Below are 23,857 nucleotides of genomic sequence, written 5' to 3'. Positions count from 1 at the left end.
TTGATTACAATAGATAGCATAAATAATTGGTTCATTCAGAATTTTGGAGCGATTACTCCAGAGCAGGTTCAAAGCTGGTTTATATATAATCCTGAAGAAAAATTACTGTTTAATACCGGTTTGTTCCTGGGGTTATTTCTGGTTTTTTATTTTGTGTATGCCTTTTTACGCAAAACATTTTATTTGAGATTAACATACGTTATCCTCTTTTCGCTTTTCTTTTATTACAAGTCAAGTGGAATTTACTTTCTACTATTATTACTTTCGTCTGTTGTTGATTACGGCCTGAGTCAGATCATTTACAGAGAAGCAAAAGACAGTACAAAGAAAATTTATCTGGTGATCAGTGTAATTCTGAATCTGGGATTGTTGGGGTATTTCAAATACATGAACTTCATGATTGTTACTTTCAATGATATGTTTCATGGAAATTATGAACTGCACGATATTTTTCTGCCGGTTGGAATTTCATTTTACACCTTCCAGTCGATGAGTTATATTATTGAAATCTACCGTGAAGAAATTAAACCAACCAAAAATTACATCGAATATTTGTTCTTCGTTTCGTTCTTTCCACAGTTGGTGGCAGGACCAATCGTTAGAGCAAAGGATTTTTTACCTCAGATTTATCAGAAATTAAACCTGACCAGAGAAGATGTAAACAACGCTTTGTTTTTGATTATTGGCGGATTGATTAAGAAAACAGTGATTTCAAATTACATCTCTATAAATTTCGTTGATCGTGTTTTTGATACCCCGATGAATTATACCTCGTTCGAAAATTTAATGGCATCTTATGGGTATGCCATTCAAATTTACTGCGATTTTTCAGGATATTCAGATATGGCAATCGGAATCGCTTTGCTGTTAGGATTCAAACTTCCGGCCAACTTTAGAACGCCTTATAAGTCAACTTCTATTACCGATTTCTGGAGAAGATGGCATATTTCACTATCCACCTGGCTGAAAGACTTTTTGTATATCTCGATCGGTGGAAATCGCGAAGGAACATTCGCAGGGTTTTTATTCCCAAGTTTATTCTTCTTCGGATTATTGCTTTGGGGAATTTCAAACATAAACGAAAGTTTCATTCCACTAGGGATCGCAATTGGGGCATTAGTGCTTTTCTGTCTGACCTTTTTACTTTCGAAAAAGAAAAACCAAACATTGGTGACCAATTTCAATTTATTTACCACGATGCTTTTAGGAGGATTGTGGCACGGAGCCGGAGCACAGTTTATTGTTTGGGGAGCATTACACGGATTGGCATTAGCCGTTCATAAAATTTTCATGGAATTTTTCCCTCCCAAAAAAGAGGGCAAAGGTTCTGGATTTTTATGGAAATTCTTTTCAATCGTCATTACCTTCCACTTTGTTGTTTTCTGTTGGATATTTTTCCGTGCCAGAGATTTTGAAACAGCACTTCAGGTCATTAATAATATTGGTCAGTTAACTTTTGAGCCGGAACATTGGCAGGCAATCATAATAGGTTACAAAAATGTATTTTTATTGATGCTTTTCGGATACGTTTGGCACGTCTTGCCGGAAGCTATTACCTCTAAAATGAAATTAGTTTTTGATAAAACACCTCTGATTGGAAAAGCAATTATTCTGGGATTTACGTATTGGATAGTCTATGCAACAGCAGTTGCCGGTTCGCAGCCGTTTATTTACTTCCAGTTTTAATTAAGAAGGGGCAAAGGGACAGAGTTACAAAGGCGCAAAGGTTTATTCCTTGCGTCTTTTTTGTTTTCGCAGATTTAACAGATTAGGCAGATTCCTTTTTTAGATTATGTATGTAAAAAAATCGGCGATATCTGCTAAATCAGCAGGAAAAAATATTGGGACTTCGCATCTTTACAAGCAAAAAAAACCTAGCGAGCTTTGCGTAAAACTTTGCGCTCTTTGCGGTAAAATTAGCGTACACTTCAAGTTTAAATGTGATTAAATAAAAATTGCCTGAAATGCCTAATTAGATTATCTTTGCACTTCAAATAAAGAAAAAAGTATGTTTGATAATTTAAGTGATAAGTTAGATAAAGCCTTCCATATATTAAAAGGACACGGTAAAATTACAGAAGTAAACGTTGCCGATACTTTAAAAGAAGTTCGTCGTGCCTTACTTGATGCCGATGTTAACTTTAAAATTGCTAAAGATTTTACCACTAAAGTAAAAGAAAAGGCAATTGGTCAGGACGTTTTAACAACGCTTCAGCCGGGACAATTACTGGTGAAGTTAGTTAAAGACGAACTAACCGAATTGATGGGTGGTGATGTTGCCGGTGTTAATCTTTCCGGGAATCCTTCTGTTATTTTAATGTCAGGACTTCAGGGATCGGGAAAAACAACCTTCTCAGGGAAACTGGCCAATTTCTTAAAGACAAAGAAAAATAAAAAACCACTTTTAGTAGCGTGTGATATCTACCGTCCTGCGGCGATTAATCAGTTACATGTTGTGGGAGATCAAATAGGTGTTGAGGTTTATTCAGAGCCGGAAAATAAAAACCCTGTTGAAATTGCTCAAAACGCAATCAAACATGCAAAAGAAAATGGCTTTAACGTAGTGATTGTCGATACAGCCGGTCGTTTAGCAGTAGATCAGGAAATGATGGATGAAATTGCTCGTGTTCATAAAGCAATTCAGCCTCAGGAAACCTTGTTTGTTGTAGATTCTATGACAGGACAGGATGCTGTAAATACGGCAAAAGCCTTCAATGACATCCTGAATTTTGATGGAGTTATTTTAACCAAATTAGATGGGGATACACGTGGTGGAGCTGCAATTTCGATTAAATCGGTTGTAAACAAGCCAATCAAATTTGTAGGTACAGGAGAGAAGATGGAGGCAATTGATGTTTTCTATCCGGATCGTATGGCTGAGCGTATTTTAGGTATGGGTGACGTTGTGTCGCTTGTAGAAAGAGCGCAGGAGCAATTTGATGAAGAAGAAGCCAGAAAACTTCAAAAGAAAATTGCTAAAAACGAATTTGGTTTTGATGATTTTCTTACGCAAATTCAGCAAGTAAAGAAAATGGGTAACATGAAAGACTTGGTCGGAATGATACCGGGTGCTTCAAAAGCCATGAAAGACGTAGAGATAGAAGATGATGCTTTTAAACATATTGAGGCGATCATCCACTCGATGACCCCGATAGAAAGAAGTAAACCTTCGATAATCGACGTGAAAAGAAAAGCCAGAATCGCTAAAGGTTCCGGAACCAAAGTCGAGCAGGTAAATCAGTTAATGAAGCAGTTTGACCAAATGAGCAAGATGATGAAGATGATGCAGGGTCCGGGCGGAAAAAATCTGATGAAGATGATGGGCGGAATGAAAGGAATGCCAGGCGGAATGCCGAGATAAAATAAAAAAGTTTCAAGTTTAAGGTTTCAGGTTATGAAACTACAACTTGAAACTTTTTTGATTAATATAAATAGGTGTTTCGCTTTTAACGTGAAACCGGAAATTTTAAATCAGAAACTAAAATAAAACAATGCAACTACTAGACGGTAAAAAAACAGCTGAAGACATTAAAAACGAAATTGCAGCCGAAGTTCAATCGATAAAAGATGCCGGAGGGAAAGTACCTCATTTGGCAGCAGTAATCGTTGGAACTGACGGAGCAAGTTTAACTTACGTAGGAAGTAAAGTGAGATCTTGCCAGCAAATAGGCTTTGATTCGACTTTGGTGAGTTTACCCGAAACAATTACAGAAACAGAACTACTGGCAAAAATTAAAGAACTGAATGAAGACGATAATCTGGACGGATTTATTGTTCAGTTGCCTTTGCCAAAACACATCAGCGAACAAAAAATTCTAATGGCTATTGATCCGGACAAAGATGTGGACGGCTTTCATCCTGCGAATTTTGGAAAAATGGCTTTAGAGATGGACAGCTTTATTCCTGCAACACCATTTGGAATCATGCAGTTGTTAGAGCGTTACAATATTGAAACTGCAGGAAAACATACTGTTGTTATTGGCAGAAGTCATATCGTGGGCCGACCAATGAGTCTTTTAATGAGCCGTAAAGGAAATCCGGGAGATTCTACAGTTACGCTAACGCACAGCAGAACCCAAAACATTGAGGAGTATACCAGAAGTGCTGATATTATTATCACGGCATTAGGTGTGCCAAATTACTTAAAAGCCGACATGGTAAAAGATGGGGTGGTCGTAATTGACGTTGGAATTACAAGAGTGGAAGATGCTTCGCATCCAAAAGGTTATGTGATTACAGGAGACGTTGATTTCGACGGTGTAAGTAAAAAATCATCATTTATCACACCGGTTCCAGGTGGAGTAGGACCAATGACAATCGCTATGCTGCTTAAAAATACACTTTTAGCGCGTAAAATGCGAAGCGCTAAGAATTAATAGTGTAGAAATAAATTTTAGATTAAAGCCTGTTCGAGAGAACGGGCTTTTTTTTGGATGGGGTGAAGTTAATGTTGGAATCTCAAGGTGTAGTCCCTACGGGACAAGACGAATCAGGTTAGTTGTTGTGTTACCTTTATTTGATCCTTATGGGATAAGCTCTTTCAAGAGTTTAATGTTAGTGTAGAAAAATGCTGTAATGGCTATTATGTTGTAATTACCTATTGTCTACGATATTGACTCCGTTAGGAGTCACATATCTGCAGAAAAAAGGTAAGTTATCTGTTGTTGTTAGCGTTTATTTATTCGCTACAATATAAACTCCGTTAGAAGTCACATTTCGGTAGAAAAAATAAGAAAAAATGTCCTATAGGGACTATCCATGTTTTATAAAGTTGGGATTTGGAATTTTTTTTAGAAAAGAACGCAAAAAAGACTCCGTGCATCTCTGTGCCAGCTTTGTGAGTCTTCGCGGGATTTTTTGGGTTCCGCAGAGGCTCGCAGAGATTACACAAAGCAACACAAAGTAATACGATAAAAATCTTTGTGAATCTTTGTGAATCTCCGCGCATCTTTGCGAAATTTTTCCAAAAATTAGCTTGTCAATTCAAAATAAAACATAACTTTGTGTCTCAAAGTACTTTATTTATGAATCAGAAGCACCAAGAAGATTTAGCCCATATTCGTTCCATGATGGAGCGCTCTTCAAGATTTATATCATTAAGCGGCCTTTCAGGAGTATTTGCGGGACTTTCGGCTTTAATTGGAGGACTATATGTTTACCAATTGTTTAAAGCAAATGGGACCGAATATTTTGGTGGAGATTATGAGAAGCAATATTCTGCTGACCTGGTTTCAGAACTGGTCTTTACAGGTTTGATTATTTTAGCAGTAGCTTTTACGTTTGGTTTGCTTTTTACTGTTAGAAAAAGCAAAAAGTATGATTTGCCTATTTGGACATCGGCAACCAAAAACATGCTTTTTAATTTAACCATTCCATTATTGGCTGGAGGTATATTTTGTTTGGCGCTAATCTATCATGAGGTTTATGGTTTAATTGCGCCGGCTACTTTAATTTTTTATGGACTGGCTTTGATAAATGCGGAAAAGTATACCTATTCTGATATCAAATATTTGGGCTTTTGCGAATTAGTTTTAGGATTTATTTCTCTTTTTTTAATTGGATACGGTTTGATTTTTTGGATCATTGGATTTGGTATTTTGCATATCTTGTACGGATTAATAATGTTCAAAAAATATAAATAATCCATTCGATGGGAATTATTGATAAATTAAATAAAGATTTTGAAAGTCGTGTCAGATTGGGTATTATGTCCATTTTGATGGTCAACGAGTGGGTAGATTTTACTGAAATGAAAAATCTGCTGAATATTACGGACGGAAATCTGGCAAGTCATTCCTCAGCTCTTGAAAAAGCGGAATATATCGAAGTGAAGAAAGAATTTGTAGGCAAGAAACCTAAAACATCTTACCAGGTAACTCCCAGAGGACGTGCGGCTTTTAAAGAGCACCTTTCTTTTCTTGAAAAATTAATGAAATCGTAATTACTCTATTTTTTTATCTGAAAACTTTGAAATACAAAGTACTTTTAAAATTGAAATCAACAAAAAACGCCATTATAGAATGGCAACAATCTATTTAACCATTAATAGTAAATTCAACAACAATGAAAAAACACCAAGTTATCCCAGCCTGCAGTTTGATTTTTATCCTGCTTTTTTACCATGAATCAATGGGAGTGAATCTCGCCATTTTTGGACTATTGTTAATCGGCCTGATTTGTTATTTCTTTCAGGATAAGTTTACCGATCGGTCTCATTTGATTTTGGTGGTTACGTCGGTCTTGTCGTGTATGGCTTTTGCCTGGTACGGAGATTTCCCTTCTTTTTTAGCACTTTCCATGTCTGTTTTGTTCCTGCATTTTAGACTACAAGATCCGGAATTAAAGATACTTCAGATTTTTCCACTTGTATTTCTAAACGCTTTCGCCACGTTAGGACGTGTTTTTATGTTCAGCCAATGGCTTCCTGAAAGACAAATTCACAACAATTTTGCAAAGAAATTAGTTGCATACGTTATTATCCCATTCATTTTTCTGGTGGTATTTTTTACAGCCTATTCTTTTGGAAGTGAGCATTTCTCCTCCTTATTAACGGACTATACTTTAGATCTTGATATTTTCGAAGTACTTCTGATAGGGACTGTAGGATTTTACATTTCATTTAGTTTCTGGAATTATTGGGTTCCTGAAGTGTGCTACGAGAAAAATAAACTTTTAGACAATGAGTTTGATAATGTAATTGATATAAAGAATCAGCAAACATTTTCGTTTTTAGATCTGGATTTTGAAAGAAAAAGTGGGGAGATTACATTAATCTTATTAAATTTTATGCTTTTGGTTTTTATCATCACCTACAATTATGAGCAATTTTTCGAGGTTGTTGAGACTTCTAAACTTAGTTCAGCTACTCACGAAAGAGTAAATGCTGTAATCTTTTCGATAATTATGGCGGTTGGAGTGATTCTGTTTTATTTTAAAGGAGGATTTAATTTTGATAAAAAAGCAGCTCGTCTAAAAAAGCTGGCTAAAGTATGGATTGTTTTAAATGGTGTGCTGATAGTGAGTACCATTATTAAAAACTCAGAATATGTCGCATTCTTTGGCTTAACTTATAAAAGACTGGGGGTTTATGCTTTTCTGATTTTAGCGGTAATTGGTTTGATTTTTACTTTTTTTAAAATCACCAGACAAAAAACAAATGCTTATCTTTTTAACCAAATGGTCTGGTGTTTTTACGGGACGATACTTTTATGCAGTTTTGTAAACTGGGGAAATCTAATTACAAACTACAATGTCTCGGTAAATAAAGGAATTGAGCCATGGTTTTTAAGAAGCTTGCATTTTAATGATGAAAGTCGGAATGCTTACTTTTCAACAATAAATATTGTTGGGGAAGGGCAAGGTTATCTGGAAGAGAATCGTGTAGAAGACCACAAGGACGATCCTTTTCTTTCAAAAGCACTTTATTACGAATTTGTAGAAAAAAAGTAGTAAATATTTGCAAAAACCGTCCTATAGAATTTATATAGGGCGGTTTTTTAATAATTAATTAGTACTTTAAAGTTTTTCGTTTTAAAAATAAAGGATACTTTTGCAGCACTAAAAAAACTTCTCCAATGGACGATTATTATTCGTTAGTATTTAATTAAAGTAGCTTTTGAATTTCTTCAAAATGCTACGCTAAACACCTGCAATTTTGAAATGAAAGCCTTTTACAAAAACAACAACGGACTAATCGAGATACAAGAATGGACTCCAAACTGCTGGATCAGCATTGAATCTCCTTCAGAAACAGAAAAAAAATACTTACTGGAAGAACTTCAGATTCCTGAAGCCTTTTATAACGATATTGAGGATATCGACGAAAGACCCCGTATGGAGTCTGAAGACGGCTGGACTTTGTTTATCATGAGGGTTCCTATAAAAAGTAACGATGTTAAGCTTCCTTTTCAAACCATACCTTTGGGTTTGATTTTTAAAGATGATGTTTGCGTTACGATTAGTTTTTATGAAACCGAGATAGTTTCTGACTTTCTTCAATATACAAGACGAAAAAATATAGTAATCAAAGACAATTTCGATTTAGTGATGAGGTTACTTCTGTCGTCAAGTGTCTGGTATTTGAAATATTTAAAGCAGATCAATCAAAAGATAAAACTGGCCGAAGACAACCTGGAGAAATCGATCAAGAACGAGGAATTACAGGCGCTTTTACAGATCGAAAAATGTCTGGTGTTTTTTATTACTTCCTTAAAAGGAAATGATGTTTTATTTCACAGAATCAAAAATCTAAAAGCTCAAAGAGAGCATTTTGATCCGGATTTGCTGGAAGATGTTGATATTGAATTAAGTCAGGCACAGGACACTGCAAATATTTACAGCAATATCTTGACAGGTATGATGGATGCCTATGCTTCAGTAATTTCCAATAACATGAATAATATTATGAAGCAAATGACTTCGATTTCTATTATTCTGATGATTCCTACTTTAATAGCGAGCTTGTATGGAATGAATGTGCCGAATGGTCTGGAAGAGAGTAAGTACGGTATTTGGATTCTTCTCTTAGTGTCTGTTATCTTATCATCAGTCGGAGTGTTTTTATTCAAAAGAAGAAGGTGGTTCTGATAAAAAAAAAAACAATTTCTAATATTAAAGAAAATCCCTTTCGTTTTATCGAAAGGGATTTTTTTATGCGAATATTTTAATAGTCTCCTCTTTTCTTAAATCGGGGATCGTGTTTCGATATAAATTCGGTTCTTCGTTTTGGAGCTTCCTCTTTTGGGAGACTGGCTTCCTCTGTTTTACTGGACGGTGCGATCAAATGATTCAGTTCTTTAATTTCAGCATCGGTTAAATCACGATAACGACCCACCGGAACATCCAATGAGATGTTGATGATTCGGATACGTTTTAAAGCAGTTACATCGTATCCTAAATATTCACACATTCTACGAATCTGACGGTTCAGACCTTGCGTCAGAATAATTTTGAAGGTGTATTTACTAATTTGTTCTACTTTGCATTTTCGGGTAACCGTGTCCAAAATTGGAACACCATTTCCCATTCGCTGTATAAAACGATCTGTTATAGGTTTGTTAACCGTAACGGTATATTCTTTTTCGTGATTGTTTCGTGCGCGTAGAATTTTGTTGACAATATCACCGTCATTAGTCATGAAAATCAATCCTTCACTCGCTTTGTCCAAACGTCCAATCGGGAAAATACGTTTAGGATAATTGATATAATCTACAATATTATTTCGAACCTCGAGATTGGTCGTGCATTCAATTCCAACAGGTTTGTTGAACGCTAAATAAACCATTTTTTCGTTTTTCTCGACAATCAGCTTTCCATCAATACGTACTTCATCATCCGGTGAAACCTTCGTTCCCATTTCTGGTACAGCACCATTTATTGTTACGCGTCCTTCTTCAATAAGTTTATCGGCTTCACGACGAGAACAATATCCTGTTTCTCCTATAAATTTATTCAGACGTTTTAAATTCTCTTCCATAGTGCAAAAGTAGTCAAAATTTGGACTTCTTAGATTGTTAGACTTCTTAGATTTTTAGATTGTTGGATGGTTAGATTTCTTAGATTCTTAGATTTTAATCTTAGAACCTCAGTATCTCAGTATCTCAGAACCTTAGAGCCTTTACTTCGCATGAAAATCTGAACTATCTGTAGGAGTTTCTTCGCGGTCAAACATTCCGTAATCCCGAACTACGGCGGCAATTCGTAAGTGATAATCTTTAAAAATTTCTTTACGTCCTCTGGCTTGTGCGTGGCGATGCATTTCTAAATTTCTCCATTGTTGAACACTTTCTTCGTCTTTCCAAAATGACAATGACAAAACTTTCTCAGGATCACTGAAACTCTGAAAGCGTTCGATTGATATAAAACCTTCTATCTTGTCTAATTCCGGTCGTAAACTTGCGGCAATAGACAGATATTCTTCTTTTTTTCCTTCGTTTGGAATTACTTCAAAAATTACAGCGATCATTTTTTTTAGATTTTTAGATGGTTAGACTTCTTAGATCCTTAGATTGTTAGATGGTTGGATTTTTAGATTGTTTGGCTTTGATTTAAAGTTGTCAACAACTTCGTGTCTTAGATAAGCCTTTGCACCTCTGTACCTTTGCATCTTTTTAAGAAGCAAACAAAATTTTTAGATTTTTAGATGGTTAGACTTCTTAGATCCTTAGATTGTTAGATTGTTAGATTGTTGGATTTTTAGATTGTTTGGCTTTGATTTAAAGTTATCAACAACTTCGTGTCTTGGATAAGCCTTTGCACCTCTGTACCTTTGCATCTTTGAACCTTTTTAAGAAGCAAACAAAATTTTTAGATTTTTAGATGGTTAGACTTCTTAGATCCTTAGATTGTTAGATTGTTGGATTTTTAGATTGTTTGGCTTTGATTTAAAGTTATCAACAACTTCGTGTCTTAGATAAGCCTTTGCACCTCTGTACCTTTGCATCTTTGAACCTTTTTAAGAAGCAAACAAAAACTCAATAACCTTTTGATACAATTCATCGTCATGCATTCCGTGGCCCAAACCTTTGGTTTCGATAAACTTACTGTTTTTCCAATTGCTGGCGATTTTTTTACCCTCCTCAAAAGCAACAATCTTGTCTGAAGTGTCGTGTGCAATTAACCCCGAAACATTAAATTCTGAGGCAAATCGCTGTCCTGAAAAGTCCTCCAGTTTAAAATTGAAACGATTCATGAATTTACTTTCCAAAAGCGAAAACATTTTGGTGTTCAGGCTTAACATTGAGATGTAATTGTCAATCAGTGTTTTTAGATCAGACGGTGCTCCCAGAATGACCATTTTGTTGATGCTGGTGTTAGGGAACAAATACTGATGATAGACACATGCTGCGCCACCGATGGAATGACCAATAATAATGGCAGGCTGGTATTTTTCGACCGCTTTATTGATAAATTCAGCATATAGCGGAACGTTAAACTCTTTACCGCTGCTTTGCCCGTGTGCCGGAGCATCAATCGCAATAATGGTACTGCCTGATTTTTGAAGATGCGGTAAGGTTTTTTTCCAACGCGAAGCATTACTTTCCCAACCGTGAACAAGCAATATTTTGGTTTCGTTACCTTTCCAGATATACGTTTGAAAATGATGTTCATTATGATGAAACGTCTCTGTTTCTGTATTTCTTAATACTTTGGGCAGTGCTTCTTTCTTTAGTCTTCCAATTCTGGGTTGGCTAAAAAGGGCATAAGAAAGTTCCATCGCTTTTTGCGGACGAACATAGCTCAAAAAGTTAATATAAGACCCAACCGATTTTAAAGTGATAAAACGGATTCCTTTTTTAATTCCCAAAACAAATAATTTAGTGATAAAAATAATATTCGGGAATCGACCTAAAAAAGTTTCGCCACGAATTACACAAATTTAGCGCGAATTTTTATTCTTTAATGTATCAAAATAGAAATTGGCAAAATTTGTATAGTTCGTGGCAAAGAAATAGTGCTGAGGCACAAAAAAAAGTCCCGATCAGATCGGGACAGTTATTTAGATTTTAGAGAACAATTGTTCCATTTTTTCTTTTTCTTCTTCAGCTAATGCGCTGTCAACCAGAATTCTTCCAGAATGCTCATCAGTGATGATTTTCTTTCTTGAAGCAATTTCCACCTGAGTTTGTGGAGGAATTGTAAAGAATGATCCCGCTGAAGCTCCTCTTTCGATAGATACTACCGCTAAACCATTACGAACACTGCTTCTGATTCTGTTGTAAGCAGCTAATAAACGCTCTTCGATTTGTGAAGCAAACTCTGCTGATTTCTCAGTTAAGAAGATTTCTTCTTTTTGAGTTTCAGCCATAATTGCATCCAGTTCAGATTTTTTATGTTTTAAATGCGAACTTTTTGCGTCAAGTTTTTCTTTTAAATTAGAAATAACTTCTTTTTTATGTTCGATAGAAGCTTTCATTTCTTTGATTTGCTTCTCAGCCAATTGAATTTCTAATTCCTGAAATTCAACCTCTTTAGTCAAAGAATTAAATTCTCTGTTATTACGAACTGATTCTTGTTGTTTCGTGTATTTTTTGATCACCTCTTTGTGCTCATCAATGGCAATTTTCTTCCCTTTGATTTGCTCTTCAATCACTTCAAGTTCTCCTTTCAGTTTCTCTGAACGCGTGCTTAAACCAGCAACTTCATCTTCTAAATCTTCTACTTCTAAAGGAAGTTCTCCTCTTACGTTTCTGATTTCGTCAATTCGGGAGTCAATAAGCTGTAAATCGTATATTGCTCTTAACTTGTCCTCAACACTTAATTCTTTCGTATTCGCCATATTCTTATAAGTACTTAACTGGATTTGTATTTTCTTCTGATAAAATGATGGCAAAATTAAGGATTTTTTTTCGAAGATAATCAACAATATAGTTTTTTGTATACCGTTCGCTCTCAAAATGACCAATATCGGCTAAAAGAAGTCGGTTTTCTGCTTCGTAAAATTGATGGTATTTTAAATCGGCAGTTAAAAAAGCATCTGCCCCCGCCTGAATAGCATTTTTTATAGCAAAGCTTCCTGAGCCTCCTAAAACAGCGACTTTCTTTATTTTTTTTCCTAAAAAAGCAGAATGACGAATTCCGTCTGCAATCATTTTGTCTTTTACGGAATATAAAAAGTCTTTTTCATCCATTTCAGTTTCAAATTCACCAACCATTCCCAATCCAATATTTTGATGGGAATTTTTCAGATCATAAATTTCATAAGCTACTTCTTCGTAAATGTGGCTGGCAAATAAAGCCTTTAAAATTTTAGACTGTAAGTGCTTTTCAAATACAACTTCGATTTTTATTTCAGTTCCCGTGTGTAGTTTTCCTCTCTCTCCAATTACAGGATTGCTGTTTTCATTTCCCTGAAAAGTAAAAAAGCCTTCGGTATTAAAACTACAGTTGTCATAATTTCCAATCGTACCCGCGCCGGCCTGAAACATAGCATTGCGAACTTTTTCTGAATTATCAGGGGTGGTGTAGGTAACCAACTTTTGAATGAAACTTTGTTTAGGTATTAAAACTTTAGTGTTGATCAGGCCTAAGGCATCACAAAATATTTTATTAACTCCCTGAGAATGGTTGTCTAATGCCGTATGAACGGCATAAATAGCGATGTCGTTTTTGATAGCCTTTAAAATGGCACGCTCCACATAGTTTTTACCTGTTATTTTTTTAATTCCCGAAAATAAAATAGGATGAAAGCAAACTACCAGATTACAGTTTTTGGCTACTGCTTCTTCAATTACAGTTTCTAAAGCATCATGGCAAACTAAAACTCCGGTACTTTCCGTTTCGGTATCACCGACTAAGAGTCCAACATTGTCAAAATCTTCGGCATAAGCCAAAGGAGCCATTTCTTCCAGAACAGCTAATATTTCTTTGATTTTCATTTTTTAGTTTTATTTCAGGTTTTAAGTCCTGTCTTGTGGTGTAAACTTGAAACAAATTAACGAAAAATATTATACTTTCGTAGAATGAATGTACTTAGAAAAATACTTTTTCCGTTTGCGATTTTATACGGATGTGTCACTGCAGTGAGAAATTTTCTTTTCGACAAAGGAATTTTAAAATCGACTTCATTTGATATTCCGGTTATTGCGGTTGGAAATCTTAGTGTTGGCGGTACAGGTAAAACACCACAAATAGAATATCTGATCCGGTTGTTATCTCAGAAATATAAAGTTGCCACTTTAAGCAGGGGTTACAAAAGAAAATCAGAAGGTTATGTATTGGCGAGTGAAAGTTCTAATGCCGAAATTTTAGGAGATGAACCGTTTCAGTTTTATCAAAAGTTTCCCAATATTCAGGTTGCCGTTGATGCAAACAGAAGAAACGGAATTACACAATTGCTTTCGCAAAAAGAAAAACCCGAAGTGATTTTGTTAGACGACGCCTACCAGCACCGAAAAGTGAAAGCCGGGTTTTATATTCTGTTAAGCTCCTATGATGATTTGTATGCAGATGATTTTATGCTGCCAACCGGAAATTTGCGTGAGAGTAGAAGCGGAGCGGATCGTGCCAATATTGTAATTATAACAAAATGTCCAAAAGAACTGTCTGAGGAAAAGCAGGAAGAAATCAGGTCGAAATTAAAGTTAAGAAGCTCTCAGCAGCTGTATTTTACGTTTATTAACTATGATGATTTTATTTATAATGAAGAAGAGCAACTTGCTGTAAAAGATATTAAATCAGAATCAAAATTGCTTTTAGCCGGAATCGCAAAACCTACACCGTTTTTTGATTACTTGAAAAATGAAAAAGAGGACTGTTTGACTTTTCCTGATCATCATCATTTTTCTGATGTAGATGTGGCAAATATTCTCGAAAAAGCCAATCATAGAAAAATCATTACAACAGAAAAAGACTATGTTCGGCTGAAAGATTCCAAATTGATTTCACAATTGTACTATCTGCCGATAAAAAGTACCTTTATCAATAACAGTCAGAATTTTGATACTGCGATTCTGAAGTATGTGCAAAAAAACTTAATAGCTTAGAGTCTTAGCTCCTAGCACCTTTCTAAAAAAACCGGGCTATAATACTGTAGAATTCGTCCGGAACAAATGGTTTTGTAATCACATCGTTCATCCCGTAAGACAGCAGCATGTCTCTGTTTTCGTCTAGTGAAATAGCGGTAAGAGCAATAATCGGAGTGGTTTTGTCAAACTCTCTGATAAGTTTTGTAGCTGTTGTTCCGTTGATTCCCGGTAAGTGAACGTCCATGAGGATCATGTCAAAACGTTTTACTTTTAAAAGCTCAACTGCATCTTCACCATTGTCGATGATTTCGCAGCTGATGTTTTTATTTTCAAGCATTTTTCGAGTAATCATTTGATTGATTTTGTTGTCCTCGATCAACAGAATTGATTTGTTGTTTAATTGTACGTCGTTGTATGGTTTTATTTCTTCAATCGTTTTCAATTGTTCTTTATTGATCTTAAAATTTAGTTTGAATGTAAAAGTTGAACCTTTGCCAACTTCGCTTTTTAGTTTGATTTCTCCACCCAAAAGCTCAATTAGTTTTTTGACAATCGTAAGTCCAAGGCCGGTTCCGCCATATTTTCTGTTTACTTCTATCGATCCTTGTGAAAAACTTTCAAAAACAGTCTGAAGCTTATCTTCCGGGATGCCAATTCCGGTGTCTACAATCTCAAAGTAAATAGTTGTGTTGTCTTCTTCCAATTCATATAATTTTGCAATTACATTGACATGTCCGTTTTGAGTAAATTTTAAAGCATTATTGATTAAATTCAGGATGATTTGAGACAGTTTTGTAGGGTCCCCAATTATATTATCCGGAATTGCCTCGTCTATTTCAAGGTTAAAGTAGTTTTTGTTGGCGGTAGCCAGTTCCTTTAATGAGCTCTGAATGTTAAAAAGAAGCTCTTTCAGATTAAAGCTTATGTTTTCTATTTCAACCTTTGTCGAGTCAATTTTATTAATTTCCAGAATCTCATTGATAAAAGTAGTCAGGTAATTTCCTGAGAATTTCAAAGACTCTAAATATTTTAGTTGTTTTTTCTTAGGGTTATCTTCCAGTAATAAATGAGTGATTCCGTTAATGGCATTTAAAGGAGTTCGCAGCTCATGACTTACTGTCGATAAAAACTCAGATCGGGCTTTAGATGCCTTTTCAGCTTTATTTTTGGCCAAAATGAGTTCTTTGTTTTTCTCTCTTAACAGTAAATTATTCTGATTTCTAATAATATTGTTTTTGTACAATGCTAAACTCAAAAGAGATAAGATCGAAATAAGAGCAATGGCCAGGATACTTACCAGTTTAGAATATCGGTAGGTTTTTAACTGAATTTTCTCTTCGCTTTCCTTTTTAATACTGGCTTTTAAGGATTCGTTTTTCTTGAATTTTTCGAATTCATCGTGATCCGTTTGAGTGTTTTTTAGCTTTAAGACGTAATTCTCTAACTGATAATGTTCTTCCAGGTACGAGTAAGCAAGATCAAATTTTTTGTTTTGTCGGTAATACTGACTGATGGCCAGAACGATTTTTGATTTTTGGGCCAGATTATTTGTTTTGGCATTATAATTTAAAGCATTTTCAAAATAAACGATAGCCGAATCATTTCGTTTCAGTTGTGTTTCAATTAAGCCTAGTTGATAATACGAATCGGTTTTGGTTTTTAGGATCTCAGTATTGTCCGGCCGTTGTGTTATTTTGTGAAAAGTTTCAGCTGCTAAGGGTAGGTTTTTAGCGGTTTTTAGAGCTATTGCTTTTTGATAGCTTAGTATTTCAGCATGATCCTTAATCTTTAGCTGGTTTAAAAGCTCTTCGGCTTTTCGGTAGTAGATTGCCGCAGTTTCGTAATTGCTTTTTGTGGTATTGGTTAAGCCAATATAATGCAATGCCAAAACTTTTGTGCAGGTTGGCTTTGTGTTTTCAAACAGAGCAACGCTTTTGTGAAAGTTTTTTAGAGCTTCTGCGTAATTTTTTTGCTGATAATAAATTTTTCCAAGCTTAAAAGTCTGATTGGCCAGGTTTTCTAATTTATTGTTGGCCTCACAAAAGTCAATTGATTTCTCGGTGTAATAAATTGCCTTTTCGTATTTTTTATTGCTGAGATTGGTGTCCGTTAGTTTGTTATAATAGGAAACGCTATCCGTACTCTTTTTAGATTGAGAGTACAAAAACGAATTTAATAGACAAACAACAATAAAAAGATAGTGTTTCATGTATGGCAATGCTTTTACAATGAATCTTAGGTTTTTCTTATTAGTAAAATTAAATCGATCAATCTTGATGAGTATCCAATTTCGTTATCGTACCAACCCACAACCTTTACCATTTTGTCAATAACCGAAGTTAATTGAGCATCAAACAAACACGAATGTGTGTTGCCAATTACATCAACAGAAACGATTGGATCTTCTGTGTAATCCAGTATTCCTTTTAAATTTGTTTTTGAGGCTTCTTCAAATGCTTTATTTATTTCTTCAATCGTAACAGCACGTTTTACGTTAAACGTTATGTCTGTTAAGGAACCATCGGGAACAGGAACACGAATTCCGCATCCTCCGATTTTATGATGCAAGTTAGGGAAAATTTTTGTTAATGCCTTAGCTGCACCTGTAGTTGTTGGAACAATCGACTGGCTTGCACCTCTTGCACGACGTAAGTCTTTATGTGGTTGGTCATGAAGACTTTGGTCTGTGGTGTAAGAGTGTATCGTTGTGATATAAGCCTGCTCAATTCCACACAGTTCATCGATGATTTTTATCATTGGAGCCGCATTGTTTGTCGTACAGCTTGCATTCGAAACAATGTTTTCGCTTCCGTCAAGAATGGCTTCGTTAACTCCTAATACTACTGTTTTGATGGTGTCAACTTCTGATGGAGCCGAAAGGATTACCTTTTTTGCTCCGGCTTCGATATGGGCATTTAGTTCCTCGTGCGTTTTAAATTTTCCTGTTGATTCAATTACAAAATCTATCTGGTGACTTTTCCAATCCAGATTAGCGATACTTTTTTCATGAAAAAAGAAAAAATGTTTTCCATCAACAATAATTCCTTCCTCGTCATGATTGACTTTAAAAGGTAAGACTCCATGAATACTGTCGTATTTTATCAAATGCGACATGGTTTTGTTGTCAGCAATGTCGTTAATGGCAATTACTTCAATTTCAGGATGGTTTAAAAGTAAGCGAAATAAATTTCGGCCTATTCTTCCAAAACCGTTTATAGCAATTCTTGTTTTCAAGCTTTTCGATTGTTTGTTACATCGTTTAATCGTCGACTGGTTTAACCGTACTGACGATTAAACGATTGAACAAATAAACGGTTAGACTTTTTTATAAAATGTGTTTTTGTGCTTTGTAAGAAGAACGAACCAGTGGTCCGCTTTCTACGTGACGGAAACCTAATTCAAGACCAAATTTTTCATAACGGGCAAATTGATCAGGTGTTATAAATTCTTTTACAGGCAAATGTTTTTTACTTGGTTGAAGGTATTGCCCAATAGTAACCACATCAACATTTGCATTTCGTAAATCAGTCATCGTTTGAAAAACCTCTTCTTCAGTTTCTCCAAGTCCAAGCATAATTCCGGATTTGGTTCTGTTGATTCCTTTTTCTTTCAGGTAACGTAAGACTTCCAGACTACGATCGTATTTTGCCTGAATACGTACTTCGCGAGTCAAACGACGAACAGTCTCAACATTGTGTGAAACCACTTCAGGATTGGCCTCAACAATACGATCTATATTTCTTTCGATTCCCTGAAAATCAGGAATCAGGGTTTCAAGAGTCGTATTCGGATTCATTCTTCGGATTGCTTTTACCGTTTCAATCCAGATAATTGAGCCGCCGTCTTTTAAATCATCCCTGTCTACGCTTGTAATTACGGCATGTTTAATGTTCATAATTTTTATAGAACGGGCTACTTTTTCAGGTTCATCCCAATCTACCGTTTCAGGGCGTCCGGTTTTTACACCGCAGAAACCACAGGAACGGGTACATACATTTCCCAATATCATAAAAGTAGCGGTACCTTCACCCCAGCATTCTCCCATATTTGGGCAGCTTCCGGAAGTACAAATAGTGTTTAGACTATACTTATCAACCAAACCACGAAGTTCAGTGTATTTTTGTCCAATAGGAAGTTTAACCTTTAACCATTTAGGTTTTCCTGTTGGTATATTTTCAGTGACTGTTTCCATATATCAAAATTCAAAGTACAAAGATAAGCAATGTAGTTTATTTGGAGATTCGTTTAAGATTTAATTTGGTACTGACAGACTTGGAGTTTCTATAACGCACTTTTGGTAATAATCGTGCAAGTGTGTTAAAATTTTATTTTTAAAGCATTGATGCGGAATAAAATGCCTCTTTTTTGTTTGCCAATTCGAGTAAGAGTGACGATTTTGTTTGACTGCTCATTTTTACTCATTTAAAATTTATATCTTTATTTGTTAAAAAATTAGTCGAAATGCAATTCAAATGGAATTGGCTTTGTACTACATTTGTTGTTAAATTGTAATCATATAAAACATGAAAAAGAAATTTATAGTATTGGGAGTTTTGTTTGCCGCTTTTGGTTTTACAAAAATAAATGCGCAGATTAATTTTGGTGAAAAAGCATTGGGTGCTGTTCAAAAAGGAGTTAGCGGTTTTACTTTTAGCAATGCTGATGCCGCTGCTTTATCAAAAGCTGCTGTTGATAAAATGGATGCTGAAAATCAGGTTGCAGCTGCGACTGATCCGTATACTCTAAGATTGAACAGAGTTTTTGGAAAGCATACTGCGGGTGACGGTTACACTTTAAATTATAAAGTTTATAAAGTAAAAGAGGTTAATGCTTTTGCAACTGCTGATGGAAGCGTACGCGTATATTCAGGATTGATGGATATTATGGATGACAATGAATTACTGGCAGTAATTGGTCACGAAATTGGTCACGTAGCGAATCAGGATTCCAGAGACGCAATTAAGGCGGCTTATAGAAAAGAAGCTTTGTTAGAAGGAGCTGCTTCTCAATCAGCTACGATTGCAAGTGTTACCGACAGTCAGTTGGGTAAAATAGGTAGTGCTATTATCGACAGTAAGTTCAGCCGTAAGCAAGAAGCAGAAGCCGATTTGTTTTCTTATGAATTTTTAAAGAAAAACGGTTACAATGTAAATGCTGAAGAATCGGCCTTTAGAATTCTGGCTAAGATGAGTGAAGGTAATGAAGCTTCCTTTATCGATCAGATGATGAGTTCACATCCGGATTCAAAACAAAGAGCTGAAGATGCTAAGAAAAGAGCGGAGAAAGATGGTTTGTATAAACCGTATGTACAGCAGAAAATTGTAAATACAGCTCCGGCTAAAAAAGGAACTCCTGCGAAGAAAGCTCCTGCTAAAAAGAAAAAATAATTTTATCTTGAGTCGCGTAAACTAAACCCGACAGGTTTTTAAAATCTGTCGGGTTTGTTGTATAAGGTTTAACCTAAAACGTGAAATGCCAGTACTTTTTGTACATCGTACACATTTACCGATTTGTTGAATTGTTTTACAATGCTTGGTTGTAATTCACTTGCCACCCAGATTTTTAGTTCGGCATCCAAATCAAAAGTTCCTGCTGTTTCTACACTAAAACGCGTAATACTTTTGTAAGCGATAGATTTGTATTCTGTTTTGCTTCCTGTTAATCCTTGCACATCAACCAGAATTAATCTTTTGTTGGTGAAGATAAAAGTATCACGAAGCAGTTTAAAACCCATTTCGATTTCTTCTCTGTCTGTTAAAAGCTGCCCGTATTTTTTTACTAACTCCTCCTGGCTAACAGAGCCGGCATTACCTAGAATAGCTGAAAATATTCCCATTTTTTAGTTTTTAATTTTAATAGATTTGATTTTTCTCCTAAGGAGCAGTAAAAGTAACTTATTTTGTTATTTTTTTTTACTGCATCGGGATTTAATTAAGAATGGGCTGGTGCTTAATGAAATAAAAAAGCAGAACCTAAGTTCTGCTTTTTCGTTTTTTATTGTTTTGTTATTCTGTTTTTATTGTGATTGGAAGGTTATAAGCAGTTCGAACAGGTTTTCCGTTTAAAATACCCGGGCTCCATTTTGTTTTTAATGATTTTAATACCCTGATGGCCTCTTTTCCGATTCCGTATCCCGGATCGTTTTTTACCATGATGTCTGTAATGGAACCGTCTTTTTCAATTACAAAAGATACATACACTCTTAAGGTTTTTTCAGCATCCAGTTCCGGTCTGTTGAAATTGTTTCCTACATAAGTATAGAACTTAGTCATTCCTCCCGGAAATTCAGGTAGTTTGTCTAAGATGGCTACATTAACAGGATCTTTACTTTCTCCGGTTAAAGCTGTAGTTTCTACGCCACCGCCACTTGCCGGTAATGCATTTACGGCATTTCCTGTTCCGGTATTTGCATTGTCAACAACAGGATGATTGTCTGTGTTTGGTGCAATAACATCGGGTGTGGCCTGAGTTGCGGCTGTTACAACCGGATTTACCAATTGTGTACTGGTAACGGGTGGTGCAGCAGCAGTCTGCTGAGGTGCTACAGGTGGAGCTGGTGGTTGTGGTTGTACCGGAATTGGTATGTCTGTAGGTCTTATTGGAACCGAAAAAACAGTTGGTTCTGTTTCTACAGGGCCATGTTTCCCAAACTTATTAATCAACACCGACGCACTTCCCAGACCTGCCAATAATAGCAATCCCATAAATAAAGCTGTAACTGTGTTTTTTGAACTCTCCTGGCGTAATTGATAAGCGCCGTACTCTTTGTTCTTGTTTTCGAAAACAAGATCGGTCCAATTGGTTTCGTAGATGTTTGATTTAGTCATGATTTTTGGATTTTAAGGTTAGGTAACGTTAAATCATAGGCAGTACGGTTTTGGTTTTAGCTAACAACGGAGATGTTGTTGTTTTAGTATGTGGATAAATAGGTTTTTTAAGAAAAAATACGTGGATATTTTATTCTTTATCTAAAGATAATAAATTATCTGTTGCGTTCGATGATTTCTGCTAGTAATTTTTTAGCGCGAAGTAATTTTACTTTGACATTGCTCAAAGGTTCGTTGATTTTCAGCGCTATTTCCTGATAAGTCATTTCCTGGAAATAACGAAGCTGGATGACTTCCTGGTAGTGAGGTTTTAATTCTTTGATGCATTGAAGCAGGCGCGAAAGATTTTGTTCTTTAATTAAAGCATCTTCGGCAGAAGGAGTAGGGTCGGCAATATTGTAGGCCTGTTGGTCTTCGTTGTCTGTGATTTCTATAAAAAGACTGGTTTTCTTTTTACGTAACAAATCAATATAAACGTTTTTTGCTATAGCAATTAACCAGGTGTTGAATTGAAATTCAGAATTGTAACTGGCTATTTTGTCGAAAGCTTTAGAGAAGGTTTCGATGGTAATATCTTCGGCGATGGTTTCATTTTCGGTACGCTTCAGCATAAAGCTGTACACTTCATTCCAGAAATAATCTAATAAAAAAGTAAAGGCGATCTGATCGCCTTTTTTAGCTTTTTCTATTTTAGAATTTATTTCCAATATACCGGTTTTGAAAAGATATTAGTTATAAAGATATTAATTTGCGTGAATATAAGAATGATTTCAACAACAGGAAACCAAACTTTCAGGTCATTTTCTTTTAATTTGCCGGCAGAAAATCCTATAACAATCCATGCTACAGTGTAACGTGTTGCTAAAATAGCCAATACAGCGATCCATTGAAACTGAAATGCTAGCAATACAATTGCTGATAAAAAGAAAAATAATTGTGAGGTGAAAAACAGCCCCAATTGCATTTTATCAAAAAATTTGTAATGTTCAGCGGTAGAAACATGTCTTCTTTTTTGAGTAAACCATTCTCTGTAAGTTTCCTTTGGTTTAGAATAAGTGAAACTTTCAGGGTTGTAAGCAATGGTAGTGTTGTTTTTAGTTGCGGCCTGATTGATAAACAAATCATCATCACCTGAACGAATCTGAATGTGCTCGATAAAACCGTTTACATTAAAAAATTCTTCCTTTTTATAGGCTAAATTTCGACCAACACCCATGTAAGGAAGTCCCAGTTTGGCCCATGAAAAATATTGAACAGCCGTTAAAACGGTTTCATAACGTATGATTTTGTTTAATAAAGAACGTTCTACTTTTTCATATCCGCCATAGCCTAAAACAATCGTTTTGTTCATGGTGAATCTTGAGGTCATTGCAGTGATCCATTCTGTTGAGGTTGGATAACAATCTGCATCGGTAAAAAGTAAGTAGTCTTTTTTTGAAGCTTTGATTCCTAAAGTTAATGCATACTTTTTGTTTCCCCAGAAAGCCTCATTGTTTTGCACTTTTACCAGACGAATATTGCTGTATTGTTGTTCGAATTCTTCAAAAACCTCCAGAGTTTCATCGCTTGAGGCATCATCAATTAAAACAATTTCAAAATCAGGGTAGTTTTGTTCCGCAAGAAGAGGGATGAACTTTTTTACATTTTCTTCTTCATTTTTTGCGCAGACGATAACAGATACCGGAATTTTCTTTGGAGTTATTTCCTGAGGTTTGCCGAAAGCGAACTTTCCAAAAATCCCTAAGTAATAGAAAATCTGAATGAAAACGATAGCAATAAAGAAGTAAAATAAAGTTATAAGCATCTGATTTTAATGTCTTTTAATTTCTGAATCTTGCGAGTGCAAATGTACTCATGAAATCCTAATTTTCAATACTGAAAACGGATTTACTTTCGGCATTTTGCCATTTCTTTTGCAACAGCAATAGCCTGAGGGTTTTCGGTTTTTTCTAACTCCGAAATTATGTTTTTATAATTATGATCGTCCCTGTTTTGGGAGAGTTTTTTAGTAGCCTGAATTTCGTCGATCTCAATTTCGAAGCCAAAAATACCTCTGGCTTCCCGCATGGTTTTGGTAGATAAATTTTCAACCCGAACCGGATTCACTGAATTCGCTTCGTATTTGTCGACTAATTTTTTTAGCTGTTCTATAGAAGTGGCTTCGTCGACAATTTTGATTCGGCCATAAACATGTACCGCTATATAATTCCATGTTGGAACATTTTCATGATCGTACCAGGACGATGAAATGTAGCTGTGCGGACCTGTAAAAACAGCTAATACCTGATCGTTTTCGGCAAAACCTTCTGCTTGCGGATTGAGTTTGGAAAGATGGCCTTGTAAAATTTCTTTTCCGTCCGAATTCACTTCAAGTTCTATCGGAATATGTGTGGCACATAATTTTCCATTAGTCTGATTGATCAGGATGCCAAAACTGTTTTCTTTTAGAAAAGCCCGAATCGATTCCGGATCTTCGTTTTTGTATAAGTCGGGTGTGTACATTTTTTTCTTTTTTAGGTTCAAGGAGGCAAAGAAACAAAGGTTTAGAGGTTCGCCAAAGATACT

Annotated in this window: 22 protein-coding genes; 9 read left to right on the top strand and 13 right to left on the bottom strand. The window is 35.6% G+C overall.

The window, feature by feature from the left end; genetic code table 11:
* The 7 genes from M4I44_RS01115 to M4I44_RS01085 all read left to right on the top strand — a co-directional run bounded on the left by M4I44_RS01115 (position 1) and on the right by M4I44_RS01085 (position 8,586).
* Entirely contained in the window at positions 1–1,686 is a 1,686-nt protein-coding gene (locus tag M4I44_RS01115; RefSeq protein WP_017494883.1) for an MBOAT family protein, read from the top strand.
* 322 nt (positions 1,687–2,008) lie between these two features.
* Positions 2,009–3,361, top strand: coding sequence for a signal recognition particle protein (ffh, locus tag M4I44_RS01110; RefSeq protein WP_249966285.1), 1,353 nt, complete (start codon positions 2,009–2,011; stop codon positions 3,359–3,361).
* A 130-nt stretch (positions 3,362–3,491) separates the two neighbouring features.
* Positions 3,492–4,376 carry a bifunctional 5,10-methylenetetrahydrofolate dehydrogenase/5,10-methenyltetrahydrofolate cyclohydrolase gene (locus M4I44_RS01105; protein ID WP_017494881.1) on the top strand — a complete coding sequence of 295 codons (885 nt, stop codon included), beginning with the start codon at positions 3,492–3,494 and terminating at the stop codon, positions 4,374–4,376.
* Between the two features lie 648 nt (positions 4,377–5,024).
* Entirely contained in the window at positions 5,025–5,642 is a 618-nt protein-coding gene (locus M4I44_RS01100) for a hypothetical protein (RefSeq protein ID WP_070907794.1), read from the top strand.
* A gap of 8 nt (positions 5,643–5,650) precedes the next feature.
* Positions 5,651–5,941, top strand: a complete 291-nt coding sequence (locus M4I44_RS01095; protein WP_017494879.1) for a transcriptional regulator — start codon at positions 5,651–5,653, stop codon at positions 5,939–5,941.
* A gap of 122 nt (positions 5,942–6,063) precedes the next feature.
* Positions 6,064–7,449 carry a DUF4173 domain-containing protein gene (locus M4I44_RS01090; RefSeq protein WP_249966284.1) on the top strand — a complete coding sequence of 462 codons (1,386 nt, stop codon included), beginning with the start codon at positions 6,064–6,066 and terminating at the stop codon, positions 7,447–7,449.
* A 210-nt stretch (positions 7,450–7,659) separates the two neighbouring features.
* The gene (locus M4I44_RS01085) at positions 7,660–8,586 is read left to right on the top strand and encodes a magnesium transporter CorA family protein (RefSeq protein ID WP_017494877.1); all 927 of its coding nucleotides are present in this window, start codon (positions 7,660–7,662) and stop codon (positions 8,584–8,586) included.
* 76 nt (positions 8,587–8,662) lie between these two features.
* Here the strand turns inward: M4I44_RS01085 and rluF are convergent, their stop codons facing one another.
* The 5 genes from rluF to M4I44_RS01060 form a co-directional block, all read right to left on the bottom strand.
* Positions 8,663–9,475: a 23S rRNA pseudouridine(2604) synthase RluF gene (gene rluF / locus M4I44_RS01080; protein WP_017494876.1), complete on the bottom strand. Its 813-nt coding sequence runs from the start codon at positions 9,473–9,475 to the stop codon at positions 8,663–8,665.
* Positions 9,476–9,616: 141 nt separating this feature from the next.
* Positions 9,617–9,964, bottom strand: a complete 348-nt coding sequence (locus M4I44_RS01075; protein WP_249966283.1) for an antibiotic biosynthesis monooxygenase — start codon at positions 9,962–9,964, stop codon at positions 9,617–9,619.
* A gap of 489 nt (positions 9,965–10,453) precedes the next feature.
* Positions 10,454–11,305: an alpha/beta fold hydrolase gene (locus M4I44_RS01070; RefSeq protein WP_249966282.1), complete on the bottom strand. Its 852-nt coding sequence runs from the start codon at positions 11,303–11,305 to the stop codon at positions 10,454–10,456.
* A 192-nt stretch (positions 11,306–11,497) separates the two neighbouring features.
* On the bottom strand, positions 11,498–12,277 hold the full coding sequence (locus M4I44_RS01065; RefSeq protein ID WP_026109806.1) for a zinc ribbon domain-containing protein: 780 nt from the start codon (positions 12,275–12,277) through the stop codon (positions 11,498–11,500).
* Positions 12,278–12,281: 4 nt separating this feature from the next.
* Complete coding sequence (locus tag M4I44_RS01060; RefSeq protein ID WP_249966281.1) at positions 12,282–13,376, bottom strand: Nif3-like dinuclear metal center hexameric protein; 1,095 nt, start codon at positions 13,374–13,376, stop codon at positions 12,282–12,284.
* A gap of 84 nt (positions 13,377–13,460) precedes the next feature.
* Here M4I44_RS01060 and lpxK point away from each other — a divergent pair, with 84 nt between their 5' ends.
* Positions 13,461–14,483 (top strand): tetraacyldisaccharide 4'-kinase, encoded by a 1,023-nt coding sequence (gene lpxK / locus M4I44_RS01055; RefSeq protein ID WP_249966280.1) that lies wholly within the window; start codon positions 13,461–13,463, stop codon positions 14,481–14,483.
* A 22-nt stretch (positions 14,484–14,505) separates the two neighbouring features.
* Here the strand turns inward: lpxK and M4I44_RS01050 are convergent, their stop codons facing one another.
* From M4I44_RS01050 to lipA, 3 genes are all read right to left on the bottom strand, one after another.
* Entirely contained in the window at positions 14,506–16,674 is a 2,169-nt protein-coding gene (locus tag M4I44_RS01050) for an ATP-binding protein (RefSeq protein ID WP_249966279.1), read from the bottom strand.
* A 26-nt stretch (positions 16,675–16,700) separates the two neighbouring features.
* Positions 16,701–17,699, bottom strand: a complete 999-nt coding sequence (gene gap / locus M4I44_RS01045; RefSeq protein WP_249966278.1) for a type I glyceraldehyde-3-phosphate dehydrogenase — start codon at positions 17,697–17,699, stop codon at positions 16,701–16,703.
* A gap of 91 nt (positions 17,700–17,790) precedes the next feature.
* Complete coding sequence (gene lipA, locus M4I44_RS01040; RefSeq protein WP_070907788.1) at positions 17,791–18,657, bottom strand: lipoyl synthase; 867 nt, start codon at positions 18,655–18,657, stop codon at positions 17,791–17,793.
* A gap of 331 nt (positions 18,658–18,988) precedes the next feature.
* Between lipA and M4I44_RS01035 the strand changes: the two genes are divergently transcribed.
* Entirely contained in the window at positions 18,989–19,852 is an 864-nt protein-coding gene (locus M4I44_RS01035; protein ID WP_017494867.1) for a M48 family metalloprotease, read from the top strand.
* Between the two features lie 68 nt (positions 19,853–19,920).
* Here the strand turns inward: M4I44_RS01035 and M4I44_RS01030 are convergent, their stop codons facing one another.
* The 5 genes from M4I44_RS01030 to M4I44_RS01010 form a co-directional block, all read right to left on the bottom strand.
* A complete protein-coding gene (locus tag M4I44_RS01030) occupies positions 19,921–20,301 on the bottom strand; it encodes a PH domain-containing protein (RefSeq protein WP_017494866.1) in 381 nt (126 codons plus the stop codon).
* 169 nt (positions 20,302–20,470) lie between these two features.
* Positions 20,471–21,292, bottom strand: a complete 822-nt coding sequence (locus tag M4I44_RS01025) for an energy transducer TonB (protein ID WP_249966277.1) — start codon at positions 21,290–21,292, stop codon at positions 20,471–20,473.
* A 155-nt stretch (positions 21,293–21,447) separates the two neighbouring features.
* Positions 21,448–21,999, bottom strand: a complete 552-nt coding sequence (locus M4I44_RS01020) for an RNA polymerase sigma factor (protein WP_017494864.1) — start codon at positions 21,997–21,999, stop codon at positions 21,448–21,450.
* Entirely contained in the window at positions 21,990–23,096 is a 1,107-nt protein-coding gene (locus tag M4I44_RS01015) for a glycosyltransferase (RefSeq protein ID WP_017494863.1), read from the bottom strand. The genes M4I44_RS01020 and M4I44_RS01015 overlap by 10 nt, the downstream gene beginning before the upstream one ends.
* A gap of 83 nt (positions 23,097–23,179) precedes the next feature.
* Entirely contained in the window at positions 23,180–23,794 is a 615-nt protein-coding gene (locus M4I44_RS01010; protein WP_249966276.1) for an FMN-binding negative transcriptional regulator, read from the bottom strand.
* Positions 23,795–23,857 lie beyond the last annotated feature (63 nt).

The sequence above is a fragment of the Flavobacterium sp. B183 genome (assembly GCF_023539155.1).
Lineage (GTDB): Bacteria > Bacteroidota > Bacteroidia > Flavobacteriales > Flavobacteriaceae > Flavobacterium > Flavobacterium tructae.
Note: the sequence above shows the minus strand (reverse complement) of the source record. Positions and strands in the feature narration are given on the sequence as shown.

Coding starts and splice junctions, on each gene's coding strand:
- M4I44_RS01015 (WP_017494863.1), bottom strand. CDS start 23,096: ATGCTTATAACTTTATTTTACTTCTTTATTGCTATCGTTTTCATTCAG.
- ffh (WP_249966285.1), top strand. CDS start 2,009: ATGTTTGATAATTTAAGTGATAAGTTAGATAAAGCCTTCCATATATTA.
- M4I44_RS01025 (WP_249966277.1), bottom strand. CDS start 21,292: ATGACTAAATCAAACATCTACGAAACCAATTGGACCGATCTTGTTTTC.
- M4I44_RS01060 (WP_249966281.1), bottom strand. CDS start 13,376: ATGAAAATCAAAGAAATATTAGCTGTTCTGGAAGAAATGGCTCCTTTG.
- M4I44_RS01030 (WP_017494866.1), bottom strand. CDS start 20,301: ATGGGAATATTTTCAGCTATTCTAGGTAATGCCGGCTCTGTTAGCCAG.
- M4I44_RS01085 (WP_017494877.1), top strand. CDS start 7,660: ATGAAAGCCTTTTACAAAAACAACAACGGACTAATCGAGATACAAGAA.
- M4I44_RS01075 (WP_249966283.1), bottom strand. CDS start 9,964: ATGATCGCTGTAATTTTTGAAGTAATTCCAAACGAAGGAAAAAAAGAA.
- rluF (WP_017494876.1), bottom strand. CDS start 9,475: ATGGAAGAGAATTTAAAACGTCTGAATAAATTTATAGGAGAAACAGGA.
- M4I44_RS01010 (WP_249966276.1), bottom strand. CDS start 23,794: ATGTACACACCCGACTTATACAAAAACGAAGATCCGGAATCGATTCGG.
- M4I44_RS01090 (WP_249966284.1), top strand. CDS start 6,064: ATGAAAAAACACCAAGTTATCCCAGCCTGCAGTTTGATTTTTATCCTG.
- M4I44_RS01065 (WP_026109806.1), bottom strand. CDS start 12,277: ATGGCGAATACGAAAGAATTAAGTGTTGAGGACAAGTTAAGAGCAATA.
- M4I44_RS01095 (WP_017494879.1), top strand. CDS start 5,651: ATGGGAATTATTGATAAATTAAATAAAGATTTTGAAAGTCGTGTCAGA.
- M4I44_RS01105 (WP_017494881.1), top strand. CDS start 3,492: ATGCAACTACTAGACGGTAAAAAAACAGCTGAAGACATTAAAAACGAA.
- lipA (WP_070907788.1), bottom strand. CDS start 18,657: ATGGAAACAGTCACTGAAAATATACCAACAGGAAAACCTAAATGGTTA.
- M4I44_RS01050 (WP_249966279.1), bottom strand. CDS start 16,674: ATGAAACACTATCTTTTTATTGTTGTTTGTCTATTAAATTCGTTTTTG.
- M4I44_RS01100 (WP_070907794.1), top strand. CDS start 5,025: ATGAATCAGAAGCACCAAGAAGATTTAGCCCATATTCGTTCCATGATG.
- lpxK (WP_249966280.1), top strand. CDS start 13,461: ATGAATGTACTTAGAAAAATACTTTTTCCGTTTGCGATTTTATACGGA.
- M4I44_RS01035 (WP_017494867.1), top strand. CDS start 18,989: ATGAAAAAGAAATTTATAGTATTGGGAGTTTTGTTTGCCGCTTTTGGT.